Origin of the sequence: Aquabacterium humicola (assembly GCF_030167915.1) — a bacterium.
Classification (GTDB): Bacteria; Pseudomonadota; Gammaproteobacteria; order Burkholderiales; family Burkholderiaceae_C; genus Pseudaquabacterium; species Pseudaquabacterium humicola.
In genome coordinates this window covers 311,757-326,433 of sequence record NZ_JARGNB010000008.1, presented here as the reverse complement: position 1 = coordinate 326,433, position 14,677 = coordinate 311,757, and the positions used below count along the sequence as shown (strand labels likewise).

The window sequence follows — 14,677 nt, the reverse complement described above, 5'->3', positions numbered from 1 at the left end:
CGCCGGCGCTGTGCGAAACGAGCGCAGCGAGTGAAGCTAAATGGACGGCGCGCCCCCGAGCCGCTCGAGCCCGGGAAGTCGGCCCCCCCGGGGCCGACCGCCGGAGTCGCGCGGTGCGGGCTGCCCGACCGCGCCTTTGTCGCTCCACAAATCGCCAGTCCTTCGATTACGCACGCGAACGACCGCAACGGGCCGCAAGCGGCTGGTGAGCCGCCGACAGCCTTCGGCGTGGGAGCAACCTGGCTAGCCACCCTGCATGACGCGAGTCGGGGCGCCGTGTCCATGCCCTAGGCCGGATGGCGGGTCACGTCCGCCGCGAACACATAGCCCAGCCCACGCTCGGTGCAGATGAACTGCGGATGTTTCGGGTTCGGCTCGATCTTGCGGCGCAGGCGCAGGATCAGCACGTCGATCGTGCGGTCGAAGACTTCGGTCTCCAGGCTGCGGGTGCGTTCGAGCAGCTGGTCGCGGGTCCAGATGCGCCGCGGCTGCTCGACGAAGGCCTCGAGCAGCCGGTACTCGGCCTGCGTCAGCGCGCACAGCGTGCCGGCGGTGGTGCGCAGCTCGCGCTCGTCGGTGTCGAGCACCCAGTCGCCGAAGCGCAGGCCCTGGCCGGCCCAGGGGCTCGCCGGCGACGGCGCGCCGGGCGAGGCCGCGGTTGCGGACGGCAGCGCCGGCGCCGGCGTTGTCGTCGCGTAGCGGCGCAGCACGGCGCGCACGCGCGCGACCAGCTCGCGCGGGCTGAAGGGTTTCACGAGGAAGTCGTCGGCCGCCAGCTCCAGCAGCAGCACGCGGTCGGTCTCGTCGCTGGAGCCGCTGATCATGATGATCGGGATCGGCGAGCCCTGGCGCAGCTGGCGCGCCAGGGTCAGCCCGTCCTCGCTCTTGAGCCGCAGGTCCAGCAGCAGCAGCTCGTAGGCGCGCGCGGCCAGGGCGCGCCGGGCTTCGTCGCCGTTCGACGCGCCATCGGCCTCGAAGCCGGCGCGGCGCAGCAGGTCCTGCAGCAGCGCCACCATGTCCGACTCGTCGTCGACGACGAGGATGTGCGGCTTCGGGGTGTCGGTGTCCATCATCAGCATCGTGGACGGAGAAATAGCAGACGCATCGCAGCGCCGGATTTCAAATCTTTCGGAGTGACAGGCTACGCGGCGGCGGCCCCGCGCGAATCGGGGATCGCCCCGCAGGCCGCGCGCACGAACTTCACCAGTTCACGCGCGGTCTCGCCGGCACTGGCCGGCGGCAGCGTCAGCGCCTGGATGCTGGCGCCGTCGCCGCCGACCGGGAACTGCCAGCCGGGCAGCACGTCGAGCAGCCGCCCCGCCTGCAGGTCGTGCTGCACACAGTAGTCGGGCGCCAGCACGACGCCGGCGCCGCAGCGGGCCATCGCGATCAGGCTGTCGATGTCGTCGCCGCAGCAGGCGGGCACCACCGCCACCTCGACCGGCGCGCCGCCCTCGTCGTGGCGCCAGCGCAGCATCACTTCGTCGCTGCCGGTCATCGGCACGAGGCAGCGCTGCCGCGCCAGCGCGGCCGGATCGTCCAGGCCGCCGGGCAACAGGCCGGGCGCCGCATACGCGCCGATGCGCAGGGGCATCACCGGCTGGGCGACCCAGTCCGGCGGCGGCTTGCGGGTGACGCGGAACGCGACGTCGATGCCTTCGCGCAGCAGGTCGATGCGGCGGTCGGTGATCAGCAGCTCGTAGCGCACATCGGGGTGCAGCTGCTGGAAGCGTGCGAGCAGCGGCATCAGCACGATGCGGCCGAAGGTGGCCACCGCGGTGATGCGCAGCACGCCTTCGAGCGCCGAACGGCCCGAGCGCACGCTGCGCCGCGCCGCGTCGGCCGCCTCGAGCACACCACGCGCCGAGGCCGACAGCCGCCGCCCGGCTTCGGTGAGCCCGAGCGAGCGCGTGGTGCGCGCGATCAGCGGCACGCCGGCCTCGGCCTCGATCGAGGCGATGCGCCGGCTGACCGCCGCGCGGGTGAGCCCGAGCTGGCGCGCGGCTTCGGCGAAGCTGCCGGCGGCGACGACGCGCGCGAAGAGCTCCAGCGCGTTCGCGTCGAGCGCCGGCAGCGGGGCGCGGCGGCGCGGCACGGCTTCGCGGGAGAGGTCTCGCGGGGCCGGTCGCAGGCGGGGCGCTTCGTCGGCCTGGCCGGTCGGCAGGGGTCGCTTTGTCAAGCTCATGGAAGCAATGTGTCAACTCGGCGTCGTCTAGTCAACGATGGATTGACGACCTAGAGTTTTCCCCATGCTGCCTCCCAACGCCTCCCCCGACCTCGCCGCGCTCGAAGCGGCCTTTGAAGATCCGGCTGAACGCCGGGCCGAGCTCGCCGCGCAGGCAGGCACCGCGGACGCGGGCCTCGACGCGCTGCAAGCCGCCAACGACAACGGCTTCGCGGCGCACCGTGGCCCGGAGCCGGCGCCGCACTGCCTGCACGCGGCCGACGGTGTCGCGCTGGCCGCGCGCTGGTACGAGCCGAGCGGGCCGGCGCGCGCGGTCGCGCTGATCAGCCCGGCCACCGGCGTGCCGCAGCGCTACTACCGGCACTTCGCCGCGTGGCTGACCGCACGCGGCTACGCGGTGCTGAGCTACGACTACCGCGGCATCGGCGAATCGCGGCGCGGCGCGCTGCGCGCGGACCGCAGCCGCATGCGCGACTGGGCGCTGAAGGACATGCCGGCGGCATTGGCTGCCGCCAACGCGCGCTGCGAACGCGACGGCCTGCCGCTGCTGCTGGTCGGCCATTCGTTCGGCGGCAACGCGATCGGGCTGGCGCCGGGCGTCGAACGCGCCGATGCGCTGCTGGGCATCGCCGCGCAGTCGGGCGACTGGCGGCGCTGGCCGCTGTCGCACCGCTGGCAGACGCACCTGTTCTTCCACCTGATGCTGCCGGCCGCGGCGCACCTGTTCGGCAAGGTGCCGGGCTGGGTGATGGGCGGCAGCGGCGCCGGGCTGCCCAAGGGCGTCGCGCTCGACTGGGCGCGCTGGGGCCGCCGCCGCGGCTACCTGTTCGACGACCCGGCGCTGGCCGCCCATGTCGAAGGTTATCGCGCCTTCGCCGGCACCGCACACCTGTGGAGCATCAGCGACGACCTGACCTACGGCCCGGCGACTGCGGTCGATGCGCTGGCCGAGCGCTTCACGCGCGCCCGCGTTCTGCGGCCGACGCTGGACGCGACGACGGTCGGCGCCGGCCGCATCGGCCACTTCGGCGCCTTCCGCCCGGCGCTGGGCGCGCGCATCTGGCCGCAGTGGCTGGAGCGCATCGAGGCGGCGACGCCGTCGCTGCGGCGCGCCGGGCTCGTCGCCGCCTGACAGCTCACTCGACCAGCAGGTCGAGCCGCGGCGCCAGCAACTCGGCGATCCAGTCCATCACCGCGCGCACGCGCTGCGGCAGCTGGCGGCGCTGCAGGTAGACGAAGTTCACCGGCAGCGGCGGCGCGGTGTGTTCGGGCAGCAGTTCGATCAGCCGGCCGGCGTCGACATGCGGCTGCAGGCCGAGCGCCGGCGCCTGCACGATGCCGAGCCCGGCGAGCGCGGCCGCTTCGTAGGCCGGGCTGTTGTTGACGGTGAGGCTGCCGCCCAAAGTGAGCGTCTGCAGATCGCTGCCACGACCGTGCTCGAAGCCGGTGGGCCGTGCGCCGAGCGCCGGCACGTAGTGCACCAGCCGGTGGCCCTGCGCGACCAAGTCGTCCAGTGACTGCGGCATGCCGTGCCGCGCGACATACGCCGGGCTCGCCGCGTTGATCTGCCGCACCGCGCCCAGCGGCCGCGCGACCAACCCCGAATCACCGAGCGCGCCGATGCGCAGCACGCAGTCGAAGCCTTCGCGCACGAGGTCGACGCGGCGGTCGGTGCTGCTCAGCTCGATCTCCAGCTGCGGATGGCGCGCGAGGAAGTCCGGCAGCGCCGGGATCACCTGGTGGCGCGCGATGCCCAGCGGCAGGTCGATGCGCAGCCGGCCGCGCAGCGCCTGCGGCGCGCGCTGGAACAGCGCCTGCAACTCGTCGGCATCGGCCAGCAGGTCGCGGCAACGCTCGTAGACCAGCTGGCCGTCCTGCGACAGCTGCACGCGCCGCGTCGTGCGGTGCAGCAGCTGCGTGCCCAGCCGCGCCTCGAGCCGTCGCACGGCGCCGGAGATGCTGGCTTTCGGCAGCCCCAGGTCCTCGGCGGCGCGGGTGAAGCTGGCGAGCTCGGCGACACGCACGAAGACCTGCAGGGTGTCGAGCGACGGCAGCGGGCTGGCGTGCTTGTCGGGTCCAGGAGTGGCCATTGTTCTTTCAAGCCGAACAAACAAATCGGATTTAGCCAATTTATCGCCGATCGAGTGATCAATAAAGTCCTTTCCATCGCCCAACCCACCGATGGAGCCCTCGATGAGTACTCAATCCCGCATCGTCCTGATCACCGGCGCCAACCGCGGCCTCGGCCGCAACGCGGCGCTGAAGCTCGCCGCCAGCGGCCACGACCTCGTGCTGACCTACCGCAACCATGCCGACGAGGCCGCCGAGGTCGTCGCGCAGATCGAATCGCTCGGCCGCCGCGCCGTCGCGATGCCGCTGGACGTCGCCGACAGCGCGTCCTTCCCCGCGTTCGCCGCCCGGCTGCGCGACGTGCTGGCCGCGCGCTGGCAGCGCGACCGCTTCGACGCGCTGGTCAACAACGCCGGCCACGGCGTGCATGCGCCGCTGGCCGATACGACGGCCGCGCAGCTCGACGCGCTGTACGCGGTGCACTTCAAGGGCGTGTTCCTGCTGACGCAGGCGCTGCTGCCGCTGCTGGCCGACGGCGGCCGCATCCTCAACGTGTCGTCGGGCCTCGCGCGCTTCGCGATCCCCGGCTACGCCGCCTATGCGGCGATGAAGGGTGCGGTCGAGGTGCTGACGCGCTACCTCGCGAAGGAGCTGGGCGCGCGCGGCATCGCGGTGAACACCATCGCCCCGGGCGCGATCGAGACCGACTTCGGCGGCGGCGTGGTGCGCGACAACGCCGAGGTCAACCGCTTCATCGCCTCGAACACCGCGCTCGGCCGCGTCGGCCGGCCGGACGACATCGGCGACGCGATCGCCGGGCTGCTGACAGAAGGTCAGCGCTGGGTCAACGCCCAGCGCATCGAGGTATCGGGTGGCATGTTCGTCTGATGACGAACCACGCGCACGGCTGCCCGCTCAGGCCGCCAGCGGCGTGACGCCCAGCTGTTCCGGCGACAGATAGCGCTGCCGGAATTCCTCGAACGGCAGCGTATCGGCGGCTTCCATCGCCTTCTGCGCATCGATCGATTCGGCGGCCAGGCGCTCGAAGCGCTGCTCGACCACGCTGCTGTAGGGCAGCGCGAGGATGTGCTCGCGGATCGCGCGCGAACGGGCGATGACGAAGCCGTTGTGCGAACAACCGCCGGTGGCCGAGCGCATCGCCGCCAGCACGCGCGCCGACGGCGTGCTGTCAGGCGCGTCCAGGCGGGCGCGGGCGGCGGCCAGGGCCTCGGCATGCGCGCGGCCGCCGATCGCCGCATCGATCGCCGCGGCGATCGGTGCGCACTCGTCGAGCAGCTGCCGGCCCCAGTCCATCAGCGAGACATCCCGGCCCTGGCGCTCGAGCATCAGCCCGGGCTGGCGACCGTTCTCGGCCGCGCGGTGCTGGTTGCGCGCCAGCGCGGCGATCTCGTCGGGGCTGTCGGGCGGGCTGTCCGACAGCAGGCAGTGCAGCAGGAAGACGTCGAGGAAATGGCCGGTCGTCGCGGCGATGCCCACCGGCTCGAACGGGTCGAGGTCCATGCAGCGCACCTCGACGTACTCGACACCGCGCTCGCGCAGCGCATGCAGCGGGCGCTCGCCGGTCTCTATCACCCGCTTCGGGCGGATCGTGCCGTAGAACTCGTTCTCGATCTGCAGCAGGCTGGTGGCCAGCTGGTTGTATTCGCCGCCGGGGTTGCGCACGCCCAGCGCCTCGTAGGCCGGGTAGGGCCGCGTCATCGCGTCGTGCAGCGACGCGGCGTAGCTCTCGAGGCTGTTGTAGCTGACCGAGAGCGAGGCCTGCGCGTCGCTCTGGTAGCCCAGCCGCCCCATGCGCAGCGACGTGGCGAACGGTCGGTGCAGCGTGTGGGCCTGGTCGGCGCTCAGCGGCTGCAGCGTGTGCGGGCGGCCGTCGACGAAGCTCGAACACACCGCCGGGGACGCGCCGAACAGGTACAGCAGCAGGAACGAGTGGCGGCGGAAGTTGCGGATCAGCGCGAAGTACTGTTCGCTGGACACGCCGGGCAGCGACCAGTTGTAGTGGATGCCGGAGATGGTCTGCATGCGCCGGCCGTAGCGGTGGCCAAGGCCCATGCGGTAGACGCTCTTCGCACGGCCGACATTGGAGGTGCCGTAGCGCCCGATCGGGATCGTCTCGTCGGTCGGCAGGCCGCAGGGCATGCTGGCCACCCACAGCAGCTCGTCGCCGATCGCGCGGTAGGTGAACTGGTGGATCTGCGTCAGCTCGGCGATGCAGGCTTCGATGTCCGCATGCACGCCGGTGATGAATTCGAGCTGCGACTCGCTGAAATCGGTGGTGATGTGCGGATGGGTCAGCGCCGAGCCCAGCGGCAGCGGGTGCGGCGTGGCCGCCAGCTCACCCTGCGCATCGGCGCGCAGGCTTTCCTTCTCGACGCCGCGGCGCATGCCGCGCAGCCGCTCCCCGGTCAAGCCGCGCAGGCGTTCCTGCAGTCTGCTCATGGCTTGATCTCCTTGATTGTTCGGCTCGCAAGGGGGCGAACGGTAGCACGCCCATCGTGACCATCCGGTGCCCGGGCGCAAGCCCCCAATGCCGCGGGGTGCTCGGCACCCGGCCTGACGGGGATCGTCGTTTTCGGCTACGCCGGCCGGGACGTCGGTGCCGCGGCCGGCGGCCGCAGCCGGTTCACCAGCTCGACCATCACCGCATCGTCGGACGGGTCGCCGAGGCTGCCGCGCAGCAGCGATTCACGCTCCAGCTCGCGCAGCCGCCATTCGAGCTCGCCGATCACCGTCATGACCTCGACGTGCACCTGCGGGTCGCCCATCGCCGACAGCTCGCGCAGCAGCAGTTCGGGGTCGCCGCTGTCCAGGCCGGTGCTGGAGAACGCGGTCTGGATGCGCAGCATGCGCTGCAGGCCGGACTGAAGCACCTGCCGCAGCGGACCCCGGGCAGCGGCGATGCGCGCGTCGATCCAGGCGCGCTGCTGCACGAAGCGCTTGATCGTGCTGGCGATGCGCATCACGCGCGGCACGGCGGCTTCCAGCGGCGTCGGCGCATCGACGCCCGGCGCCCCGGCATCGAGCGCCCGGGCGGCCTCATCGATGGTCTCGACGATAGCGCCGGCGAAGTCGCCCGGAATCAGCCGGCAGGCGACGCTCGCGCGCGCCAGCGGCGTCAGGCCGGACTCGATCAGCGCCATCAGCCACTCGGCCACGCCGAGCACCTGTCCGTCGAGCTGCACCGCGGCGCCGCCGATGCCGCGCGGGTAGCCGAAGCCGTTGAGCCGCTCGTGGTGCAGCAGCACCGCCTGCGCGACCTGCGGCCCGGCGCCTTCCATGTCCTTCAGCACGCGGTGGCCGATCACCGGATGGCTGACGATGTGCCGCCACTGTTCCGGCTGCAGCCGGGTGCCGCGCTGCAGGTGCGCCGGGTCGATGTAGAGCTCGCCGACATCGTGCACCAGGCCGGCCAGCGCGAGGCGGCGGTGGCGATCGATGTCGCCGGGAAAGAGCCGCCGGCCCAGCGCGAGCGCGAGCATCGCGACGCCCACCGTGTGGCGCAGGCGGTCGCCCTGGTAGTCGCAGTAGACGGTCAGCAGCGACTGCACCGGCAGCGCCAGCGGCAGCTGGGTCAGGGACGCCGGCACGGCGAGCGCGCGCCCGCTGTCGCACAGGGACGCCAGCAGGGCGTGCTGCGCCAGCAGCTCGTCGGCGATCGGCCCGAAGCAGGCCGGCACGACCCCGCCCACCACCTGCACGCAGTCTTCCAGCGGTTTCTGCAGCTTGTGCTGCAGCAGGCGGTCGCGCATCGAGTGGTCGATGCGTGCGCCCTTGGCGAGCAGCTTCACGCCGCTGCCGGACACGATGTCCTCGGTGGTGCGCACCTCGTGCGCCGCCGAGGTGGCGACGACGTGGTTCAGGTAGTGCGGATTGACGCCGCCGGCATCCGCCGTGTCCGCTGCAACGTCCATGAAGAACCCTTGCCTTGAGCCGGTTCACTTTTATCGGATCAATGGCGTTGCAGATTGAGGGCCGGCCGCGGAATTTGTTGCCGCCTTGCGCCGGATCAAGCCGGGCTCAGTCACGGGCTCAGGCCGACGCCGACGCCGACGCCGGCGGCACGGCGGGCGCGGCCTGCCGCTGCTGCCAGGCCTTCATGTCCTCGCGCCAGCGGCGGCGGGCTTCCGCGTACAGGTCGAAGACGCAGGGCTCGCAGCCGTTGCCGCAGCAGGCCTGCTCGTCCGGGCGCTCGGGCTCGGGCGGCGGCAGGTCGGGCGGCGGGCCGGCGGCAGTCATCGGCCGAGCATAGCCCGGCCCCGGGGTCCTCAGGCGGCGCGGGATCGCGCGGCCAGGGCCTGCGCCAGCTGCTCGCCGATCGGCAGCCGGCGCAGGCGCACGCCGCAGGCATCGTCGATCGCATTGGCCAGCGCCGGCGCCAGCGTCGGGATGCCCATCTCGCCGCAGCCCTTGGGGTCGGCGTCGGAGTCGATGAGGTGCACGTCCAGCCGGCGCGGCGCCTGCTTCAGCGCCAGCAGCGGGTAGTCATGGAAGTTGCTCTGCTGCACCCGGCCGCCCTGCACGGTGATCTGCTGCTGCAGCGCCGCGGCCAGGCCGTCGAGCGTGCCGCCTTCCATCTGCGCGCGCACGCCCAGCGGGTTGATGACGCGGCCGACGTCGACCGCACAGACGATGCGCTCGATGCCGAGCGCGCCCTGCGCACCCACCGTCACCTCGACCGCATGCGCCGCGTAGCCGCCGAAGGTGAAGTGGCAGGCCAGGCCGATGCCGCGGCCGGTCGGCGTGGTGCGGCCGGCGCGCGGCTGCCAGCCGATCTCGGCCGCCACCTTGTCGAGCACGCGGCGCAGGCGCCCGGTGTCGAAGCCCGGACCGCCGTGCTGCCGGTATTCCAGCGTCTGCGGGCCACCGATCAACTGGTGCCGCAGGGCCAGCGGATCCTGGCCGCCGGCGTGCGCGATCTCGTCGATGAAGCTCTGCACGGCGAACGCGTTCGCGTAGTGCGCGGGCGCGCGCCACGAGCCGCGCGGCAGCGGGGACGGCGCGTCGAACCATTCGAGTCGCAGGTTGGCGATCAGCCGCGCCGGGAAGTCGTCGGGGTAGAGCTCCGAGGTCCAGCGCTCCTCGGGCTTGACGCCGGGCCGGCGCCCGACCTTGCTGGCGCTGGCCAGGCGCTGCGACCAGCCGGTCACGCGGCCGCGCGCATCGAGCGCGGCGGTCAGCCGGTGATGGCCGCCGGGCCGGAAGAAGTCCAGCGCCATGTCGTCCTCGCGCGTCCACACCACCTGCACCGCCCGGCCGCTGGCCTTGGCGACGAGCACGGCTTCGGCGACGTAGTCGTTCGTCAGCCGGCGGCCGAAGCCGCCGCCGATGCGCGGCACCTCGACGCGCACCTTGTCGCGCGCCAGCCCGGTCAGGTTCATCACCAGCCGCGGGATGCCGCCAGGCTGCTGCGTCGGCGCGATGACCAGCGCGCGGTCCGGCTCGAGCTGCACGTAGGCGTTCTGCGGCTCCATCGGCGCGTGCGCGGCGAAAGGCAGCTGGTAGGTCGCCTCGACCACGCGCGCCGCGCTGCGGCGCGCGGCGGAGAAGTCGCCGTGGTCGAGCACGACCTGGCCCGCGCCCTCGAGCAGCGCAGCGCAGCGGCGGTCGAAGGCCTCGCTGCTGTCGTCCGCCAGCACCGGGCCCGGTGCCCACTGCACGCGCAGCGCCGCGCGGCCCTGCAGCGCCGACCAGGTGTCGCGCGCGATCACCGCGACCGCCGGCGCCAGGTTCATCGGAATCGGCTCGTCGCCCTTCGGGCCGGGGATCGCGACCACGTCCAGCACACCCGGCACGCGGCGCGCGGCGCTGTCGTCGAACGACAGCAGCGTGCCGCCGAGCAGCGGGCAGCGCTGCAGCACCGCCACCGCCGCGCCGGCCGGCCGCGCATCGAGGCCGAAGCGGGCGCGGCCGGTGGCGATGTCGCGCGCGGCCACGTTGCCGCGCGGCGTGCCGACGATGCGGTAGTCGCGCGGCGACTTCAAGGGCGGCGGCTCGGCGGACGGGCTGATGGCGGCGGCGGCCGCGGCGACGTCGGCATAACGCATCAAACGACCGTCCGGATGCAGCACCTGGCCGGCGCGCGTGCGCAGCGTCGACGCCTCGGCCTGCCAGCGCTGCGCGGCCGCCAGCACCAGCAGCCGGCGCACCTCGGCGCCGAAGCGCCGGTGGTCAGCCCAGGCTTCGGGCACGGTGTCGCTGCCGCCGGCGCCCTGCGGTCCGAACTTCCAGTCGATGCCGCCGGTGGCCGTCACCACCAGCCCGAGCGGCATCGCCTCGACCGACACGTCGTCCCAGCGCAGGTCCAGCTCCTCGGCGATCAACATCGGCAGCGCGGTCATCACGCCCTGGCCGATCTCGGGGCTGCGGCAGCCGATGGTCACGCGGTTGTCGGCTGCGATGCGCACGAACTGCCCGAGTGCGACAGCGGTGCCGGCCGCCGCGGCCTGCGCCTGCGCCGGCAGCCCGAACACGACCCCCGCCGTGCCGCCGGCGCTGGCGACCAGCCACGTGCGCCGCGTGATCATGCGCGGCCTCCCGCGGCCAGCGCCGCCGCGCGGTGGATCGCGCGCCGCACCCGCATCTGCGTGCCGCAGCGGCAGAGGTTGCCGATCGCCGCGTCGATCTGCGCATCGCTGGGCCGCGGCTCGCGCGCCAGCAAGTCGGCGGCGGCCATGATCATGCCGGCCTGGCAGTAGCCGCACTGCGCGACGTCCTCGTCGATCCAGGCCTGCTGCACCACATGCAGCTTCTCGCCGGTCGCCAGGCCTTCGATCGTCGTGACGTTCATGCCGGCGAGCGAGCCCACCGGCAGCGCGCAGGCGCGCGCCGCCCGGCCGTCGACATGCACCGTGCAGGCACCGCACAGCGCGATGCCGCAGCCGTACTTGGTACCCGGCAGGCCCAGGGTTTCGCGCAGCACCCACAGCAGCGGCTGCGCGGGGTCGGCGTCGACCTCGGTCGCGCGGCCGTTGACGGTCAGTCGGATCATCGCCATCGGAGCTCCTCGAGGCTGGGCCGGCGCCAGCGTCGCGCCCCGGCCCGCCCGATGCCATCGCCTTGCGACGGACCACGGCTTCGGCGGCCCGAAACGCGGTCGGCGACACTCGCCGGCGCGCAAGTCGCGCACTCGATCAGGGAAGACACCAAGATGAACGGCATCAACCTCGCCACCTGGCCCTGGACCTGGCCGGCCGGCCTCAAGCTCGCGCCGGACTGGCTCGGGCAGACGATCAACCCGGGCTGGACGCTCGCCGGCGTCGTCGTCAATCCACAGAACTCGTCGGCGCCGGCGGTCGAGCAGAGCGTGTTGAGCCACCACAGCTATGGCCGCCAGCTCGGCCGGCTGATGGACGCGGTGGAAGCGCTGCTCGATGCCGCGCCGGCGAAGGTGGCGAACGACCCGCGCGCGGCCGACCTGCGCACTTTGGCGCGCGAGATCGAGCGCATCAAGGCCGAAGCCGCGAGCGACCGCATCGACCGACTGACGGGCGAGCTGGCGCTGGTGCGCAAGACCGATCCCGACGGCTGGAAGCGCCTGCAGGCGGCGCTCGCCCGCTGACGAGCCATGACACCTCCGGCCCGGCTGCTGCGGCTGCTGGCCCTGCTGCAGGCGCAGCCGAACTGGACGGGTCCGGCACTGGCGCAGCGGCTGGACATCACCGAGCGCACGCTGCGCCGCGACATCGACAAGCTGCGCGGCCTGGGCTACGCGGTCGAGGCCTCGTCGGGGGTTGCCGGCGGCTACCGGCTGGCCCCGGGCACGAAGCTGCCGCCGCTGGCGATCGAAGAGGACGAGGCGCTGGCGATCGTGCTGGGGCTCGCCAGCCTTGGCGGCGGCACGCTGGCCAGCGTGGCCGATGCCGGCCAGCGCGCGCTGGCCAAGATCGACCAGGTGCTGCCGGCGCCGCTGCGCCAGCGCCTGGCACGGGTACGGCGCGCGCTGGTGGTGCGCGGGCCCCACGCCGCGGCCGCTGGCGCGCAGGTCGGCGCCGAGCGCATCGCTGCGCTGGCCGATGCCTGCGCCGAGCGCCGCACACTGCAGGTGCGCTACGCCGACCATGCGCAGCACGCCAGCGAGCGCCGTATCGAACCGCAGCAGCTGGTGTTCGGCGACGGTCGCTGGTACCTGGTGGCCTGGGACCTCGGGCGCGACGACTGGCGCACCTTTCGAGTCGACCGGCTGGAGGTGCTGGCGACCGGCGCTGTCTTTGCCGCCCGGCGACCGCCGGCCGAGGACATGGGGCGTTACGTCGCGCAGGGCGTCGCGTCGGCGGCGCACCGCTTCGCCGCCGTCGTGCGCTTCGACGCCGCGGCCGAGCAGTTGGCGCCGAGCCTGGAATGGGTGCCGGCGGTGGTCGAGGCGCTGCCCGGCGGCGGCACGCGCGTGCACGTGGGGTCGCAATCCCTCGACGCGCTGGCGGTGTGGCTGGCCTGCACCGGGCTGGCGTTCACCGTCGAGTCGCCGCCGGCGCTGGTGAAGCACCTCGCGACGCTGTCGTCGCGGCTGGCCGAGGCCGCGGCACGCTCGTCACGATTGAGGACGGCTTCTGTCCGCAAGGCTCGTTAGGCTGCCGCCTTCGCCAATCACCCGGGGAACCCCGATGAAGAAGACCTACCAAGGCGGATGCCACTGCGGCGCGGTGCGCTTCCAGGCGCTGATCGACCTCGACGCCGGCACCTCGCGCTGCAACTGCTCGTTCTGCTCGAAGGCGCGCTGGTGGGGCACCCGCGTCACGCCCGAGGACTTCACGCTGCTGGCCGGCGGCGACGCGCTCTCGACCTACACCTTCGGCTCCCACAGCATGCAGCACCAGTTCTGCCGCCATTGCGGCGTGCGACCGTTCGGCCACGGCAGCGGGGAATGGGCCGGCGGGGCATTCGTCGCGCTCAACGTCGCCGCGCTCGACGGCATCGGGGACGATGAACTCGCCGCGCTGCCGATCACGTATTGCGACGGCCGCGCCAACAACTGGTGGGAGAAGCCGCGGGTCACCGCGCACCTGTAATCGGGCCGTACCCGCTCGGCCGGCGACGAAACGCCGATCGGGTGGCATGAAGCGCGCATCGGTCGGACGAATCCGGGTTGTATCGAGATTAAGCTAACGGCCCCTCGACGGCCCATCGCAAGGCCGCTCGCCAGGAAGGGCCAAGAGCCCGCTTCAATAGAACCAGGAGATCTGCCCGATGTCGCGCCGTCGTCTGCCCGCCCTTCCCTGCGCCGTTGCGCTCGCCGCCATCCTGATGGTGGCCGGCTGCGGCAAACCCGGTGGCGGTGCCGCCGCACCGGACAAGAAGGCCTCGGCCGCCCAGGCCGCGCTGCTGCTGGCGCCGGAAGACCTGCGCACCGTCGGCCAGGGCACGATCGCCCAGGGGCCGGTGATCACCGGCTCGATCCAGCCGGAACGCCGCGCCGACCTTCGCGCCGAGGTGTCGGGCATCGTCACGCAGGTGCTGAAGGACAACGGCGAGGTCGTCAAGCGCGGCGACCTGCTGGTGCGCCTGGACGACACCGCGATCCGCGACACGCTGACCTCCGCCGAAGAAGCGCTGCGCGCGTCGACGCAAGGGCTGGAGCAGGCCGAGCGCCAGTACCAGCGGCTGAAGACGCTGCAGGCGCAGGGCATGAGCTCGATCCAGGCGATGGAAGACGCCGAGATGCGGCGCAACAACGTGCAGAGCGACCAGGTCGCCGCGAAGGCGCGGGTGGCCACTGCGCGCCAGCAGCTGACGCGCACCGAAGTGCGTGCGCCCTTCGACGGCGTGGTCTCCGACCGCAAGGTCTCGGCCGGCGACACCGCGCAGGTCGGCAAGGAACTGGTCAAGGTGATCGACCCCTCCAGCATGCGCTTCGAGGGCCTGGTGTCGGCCGACCGCATGCACGAGATCAAGCTCGGCCAGCCGGTGAGCTTCCGCGTCAACGGCTACCCGCAGACCGACTTCCGCGGCCAGATCAAGCGCATCGACGCGTCGGCCAATGCCACCACGCGCCAGATCGAGGTGCTGGTGGCGTTCGCGGAGGGCCCGCCGCCGCCGCGCACGTCCGGGCTCTTCGGCGAGGGCCGCATCGAGGCCGGCTCGACGACCGCGCTGATGCTGCCCGAGGCCTCGGTGGTGCGCGAGGGCGACCAGACCTTCGCCTGGCGGGTGCAGGGCAACGTGCTGAAGAAGGTGGCCGTCAAGCTCGGCGAGCGCGACGCGCGCCGTGGAGAGTACCCGGTGCTCGACGGCCTGGCCGCCGGCGACCGCGTCCTGCGCAACCCGGGCTCCAGCGTCGCCGACGGCCAGCGCGTGGAGTTCGCGACGGCCGCGAAGTCGTCGTCCGCCCCGGCCGCGGCCGCCGTGTCGACGCCCGCCGCGTCGGCCGCGCCGGTCTCGTCTTCCGCGCCTGCGAGGAGCTGAGCC

At 72.9% G+C, this 14,677-nt stretch carries 14 protein-coding genes; 6 read left to right on the top strand and 8 right to left on the bottom strand.

Going from position 1 to position 14,677, the window contains the following annotated elements:
- Positions 1-287: 287 nt before the first annotated feature.
- On the bottom strand, positions 288-1,070 hold the full coding sequence (locus P1K89_RS28430) for a response regulator (RefSeq protein WP_284619908.1): 783 nt from the start codon (positions 1,068-1,070) through the stop codon (positions 288-290).
- A gap of 71 nt (positions 1,071-1,141) precedes the next feature.
- Positions 1,142-2,185, bottom strand: coding sequence for a LysR family transcriptional regulator (locus P1K89_RS28425; protein ID WP_284619907.1), 1,044 nt, complete (start codon positions 2,183-2,185; stop codon positions 1,142-1,144).
- Positions 2,186-2,249: 64 nt separating this feature from the next.
- Here P1K89_RS28425 and P1K89_RS28420 point away from each other — a divergent pair, with 64 nt between their 5' ends.
- Positions 2,250-3,317: an alpha/beta hydrolase family protein gene (locus tag P1K89_RS28420; RefSeq protein WP_284619906.1), complete on the top strand. Its 1,068-nt coding sequence runs from the start codon at positions 2,250-2,252 to the stop codon at positions 3,315-3,317.
- Between the two features lie 4 nt (positions 3,318-3,321).
- Here the strand turns inward: P1K89_RS28420 and P1K89_RS28415 are convergent, their stop codons facing one another.
- Positions 3,322-4,275 carry a LysR family transcriptional regulator gene (locus P1K89_RS28415; protein ID WP_284619905.1) on the bottom strand — a complete coding sequence of 318 codons (954 nt, stop codon included), beginning with the start codon at positions 4,273-4,275 and terminating at the stop codon, positions 3,322-3,324.
- 103 nt (positions 4,276-4,378) lie between these two features.
- Here P1K89_RS28415 and P1K89_RS28410 point away from each other — a divergent pair, with 103 nt between their 5' ends.
- Positions 4,379-5,143 (top strand): SDR family NAD(P)-dependent oxidoreductase, encoded by a 765-nt coding sequence (locus P1K89_RS28410; protein WP_284619904.1) that lies wholly within the window; start codon positions 4,379-4,381, stop codon positions 5,141-5,143.
- Positions 5,144-5,170: 27 nt separating this feature from the next.
- Here the strand turns inward: P1K89_RS28410 and gshA are convergent, their stop codons facing one another.
- From gshA to P1K89_RS28385, 5 genes are all read right to left on the bottom strand, one after another.
- A complete protein-coding gene (gene gshA / locus P1K89_RS28405) occupies positions 5,171-6,715 on the bottom strand; it encodes a glutamate--cysteine ligase (protein WP_284619903.1) in 1,545 nt (514 codons plus the stop codon).
- A 137-nt stretch (positions 6,716-6,852) separates the two neighbouring features.
- Complete coding sequence (locus P1K89_RS28400) at positions 6,853-8,187, bottom strand: HD-GYP domain-containing protein (RefSeq protein ID WP_284619902.1); 1,335 nt, start codon at positions 8,185-8,187, stop codon at positions 6,853-6,855.
- A gap of 118 nt (positions 8,188-8,305) precedes the next feature.
- Complete coding sequence (locus P1K89_RS28395; protein ID WP_284619901.1) at positions 8,306-8,512, bottom strand: oxidoreductase-like domain-containing protein; 207 nt, start codon at positions 8,510-8,512, stop codon at positions 8,306-8,308.
- A gap of 29 nt (positions 8,513-8,541) precedes the next feature.
- Positions 8,542-10,800: a xanthine dehydrogenase family protein molybdopterin-binding subunit gene (locus P1K89_RS28390; protein ID WP_284619900.1), complete on the bottom strand. Its 2,259-nt coding sequence runs from the start codon at positions 10,798-10,800 to the stop codon at positions 8,542-8,544.
- Positions 10,797-11,261: a (2Fe-2S)-binding protein gene (locus tag P1K89_RS28385; protein WP_284619921.1), complete on the bottom strand. Its 465-nt coding sequence runs from the start codon at positions 11,259-11,261 to the stop codon at positions 10,797-10,799. The genes P1K89_RS28390 and P1K89_RS28385 overlap by 4 nt, the downstream gene beginning before the upstream one ends.
- Positions 11,262-11,423: 162 nt before the next feature.
- Between P1K89_RS28385 and P1K89_RS28380 the strand changes: the two genes are divergently transcribed.
- From P1K89_RS28380 to P1K89_RS28365, 4 genes are all read left to right on the top strand, one after another.
- Complete coding sequence (locus tag P1K89_RS28380) at positions 11,424-11,834, top strand: hypothetical protein (RefSeq protein WP_284619899.1); 411 nt, start codon at positions 11,424-11,426, stop codon at positions 11,832-11,834.
- A 6-nt stretch (positions 11,835-11,840) separates the two neighbouring features.
- Complete coding sequence (locus tag P1K89_RS28375; RefSeq protein WP_284619898.1) at positions 11,841-12,842, top strand: helix-turn-helix transcriptional regulator; 1,002 nt, start codon at positions 11,841-11,843, stop codon at positions 12,840-12,842.
- Positions 12,843-12,876: 34 nt separating this feature from the next.
- On the top strand, positions 12,877-13,281 hold the full coding sequence (locus tag P1K89_RS28370) for a GFA family protein (RefSeq protein ID WP_284619897.1): 405 nt from the start codon (positions 12,877-12,879) through the stop codon (positions 13,279-13,281).
- Positions 13,282-13,459: 178 nt separating this feature from the next.
- Complete coding sequence (locus P1K89_RS28365; RefSeq protein ID WP_284619896.1) at positions 13,460-14,674, top strand: efflux RND transporter periplasmic adaptor subunit; 1,215 nt, start codon at positions 13,460-13,462, stop codon at positions 14,672-14,674.
- The last annotated feature ends 3 nt before the right edge of the window (positions 14,675-14,677 follow it).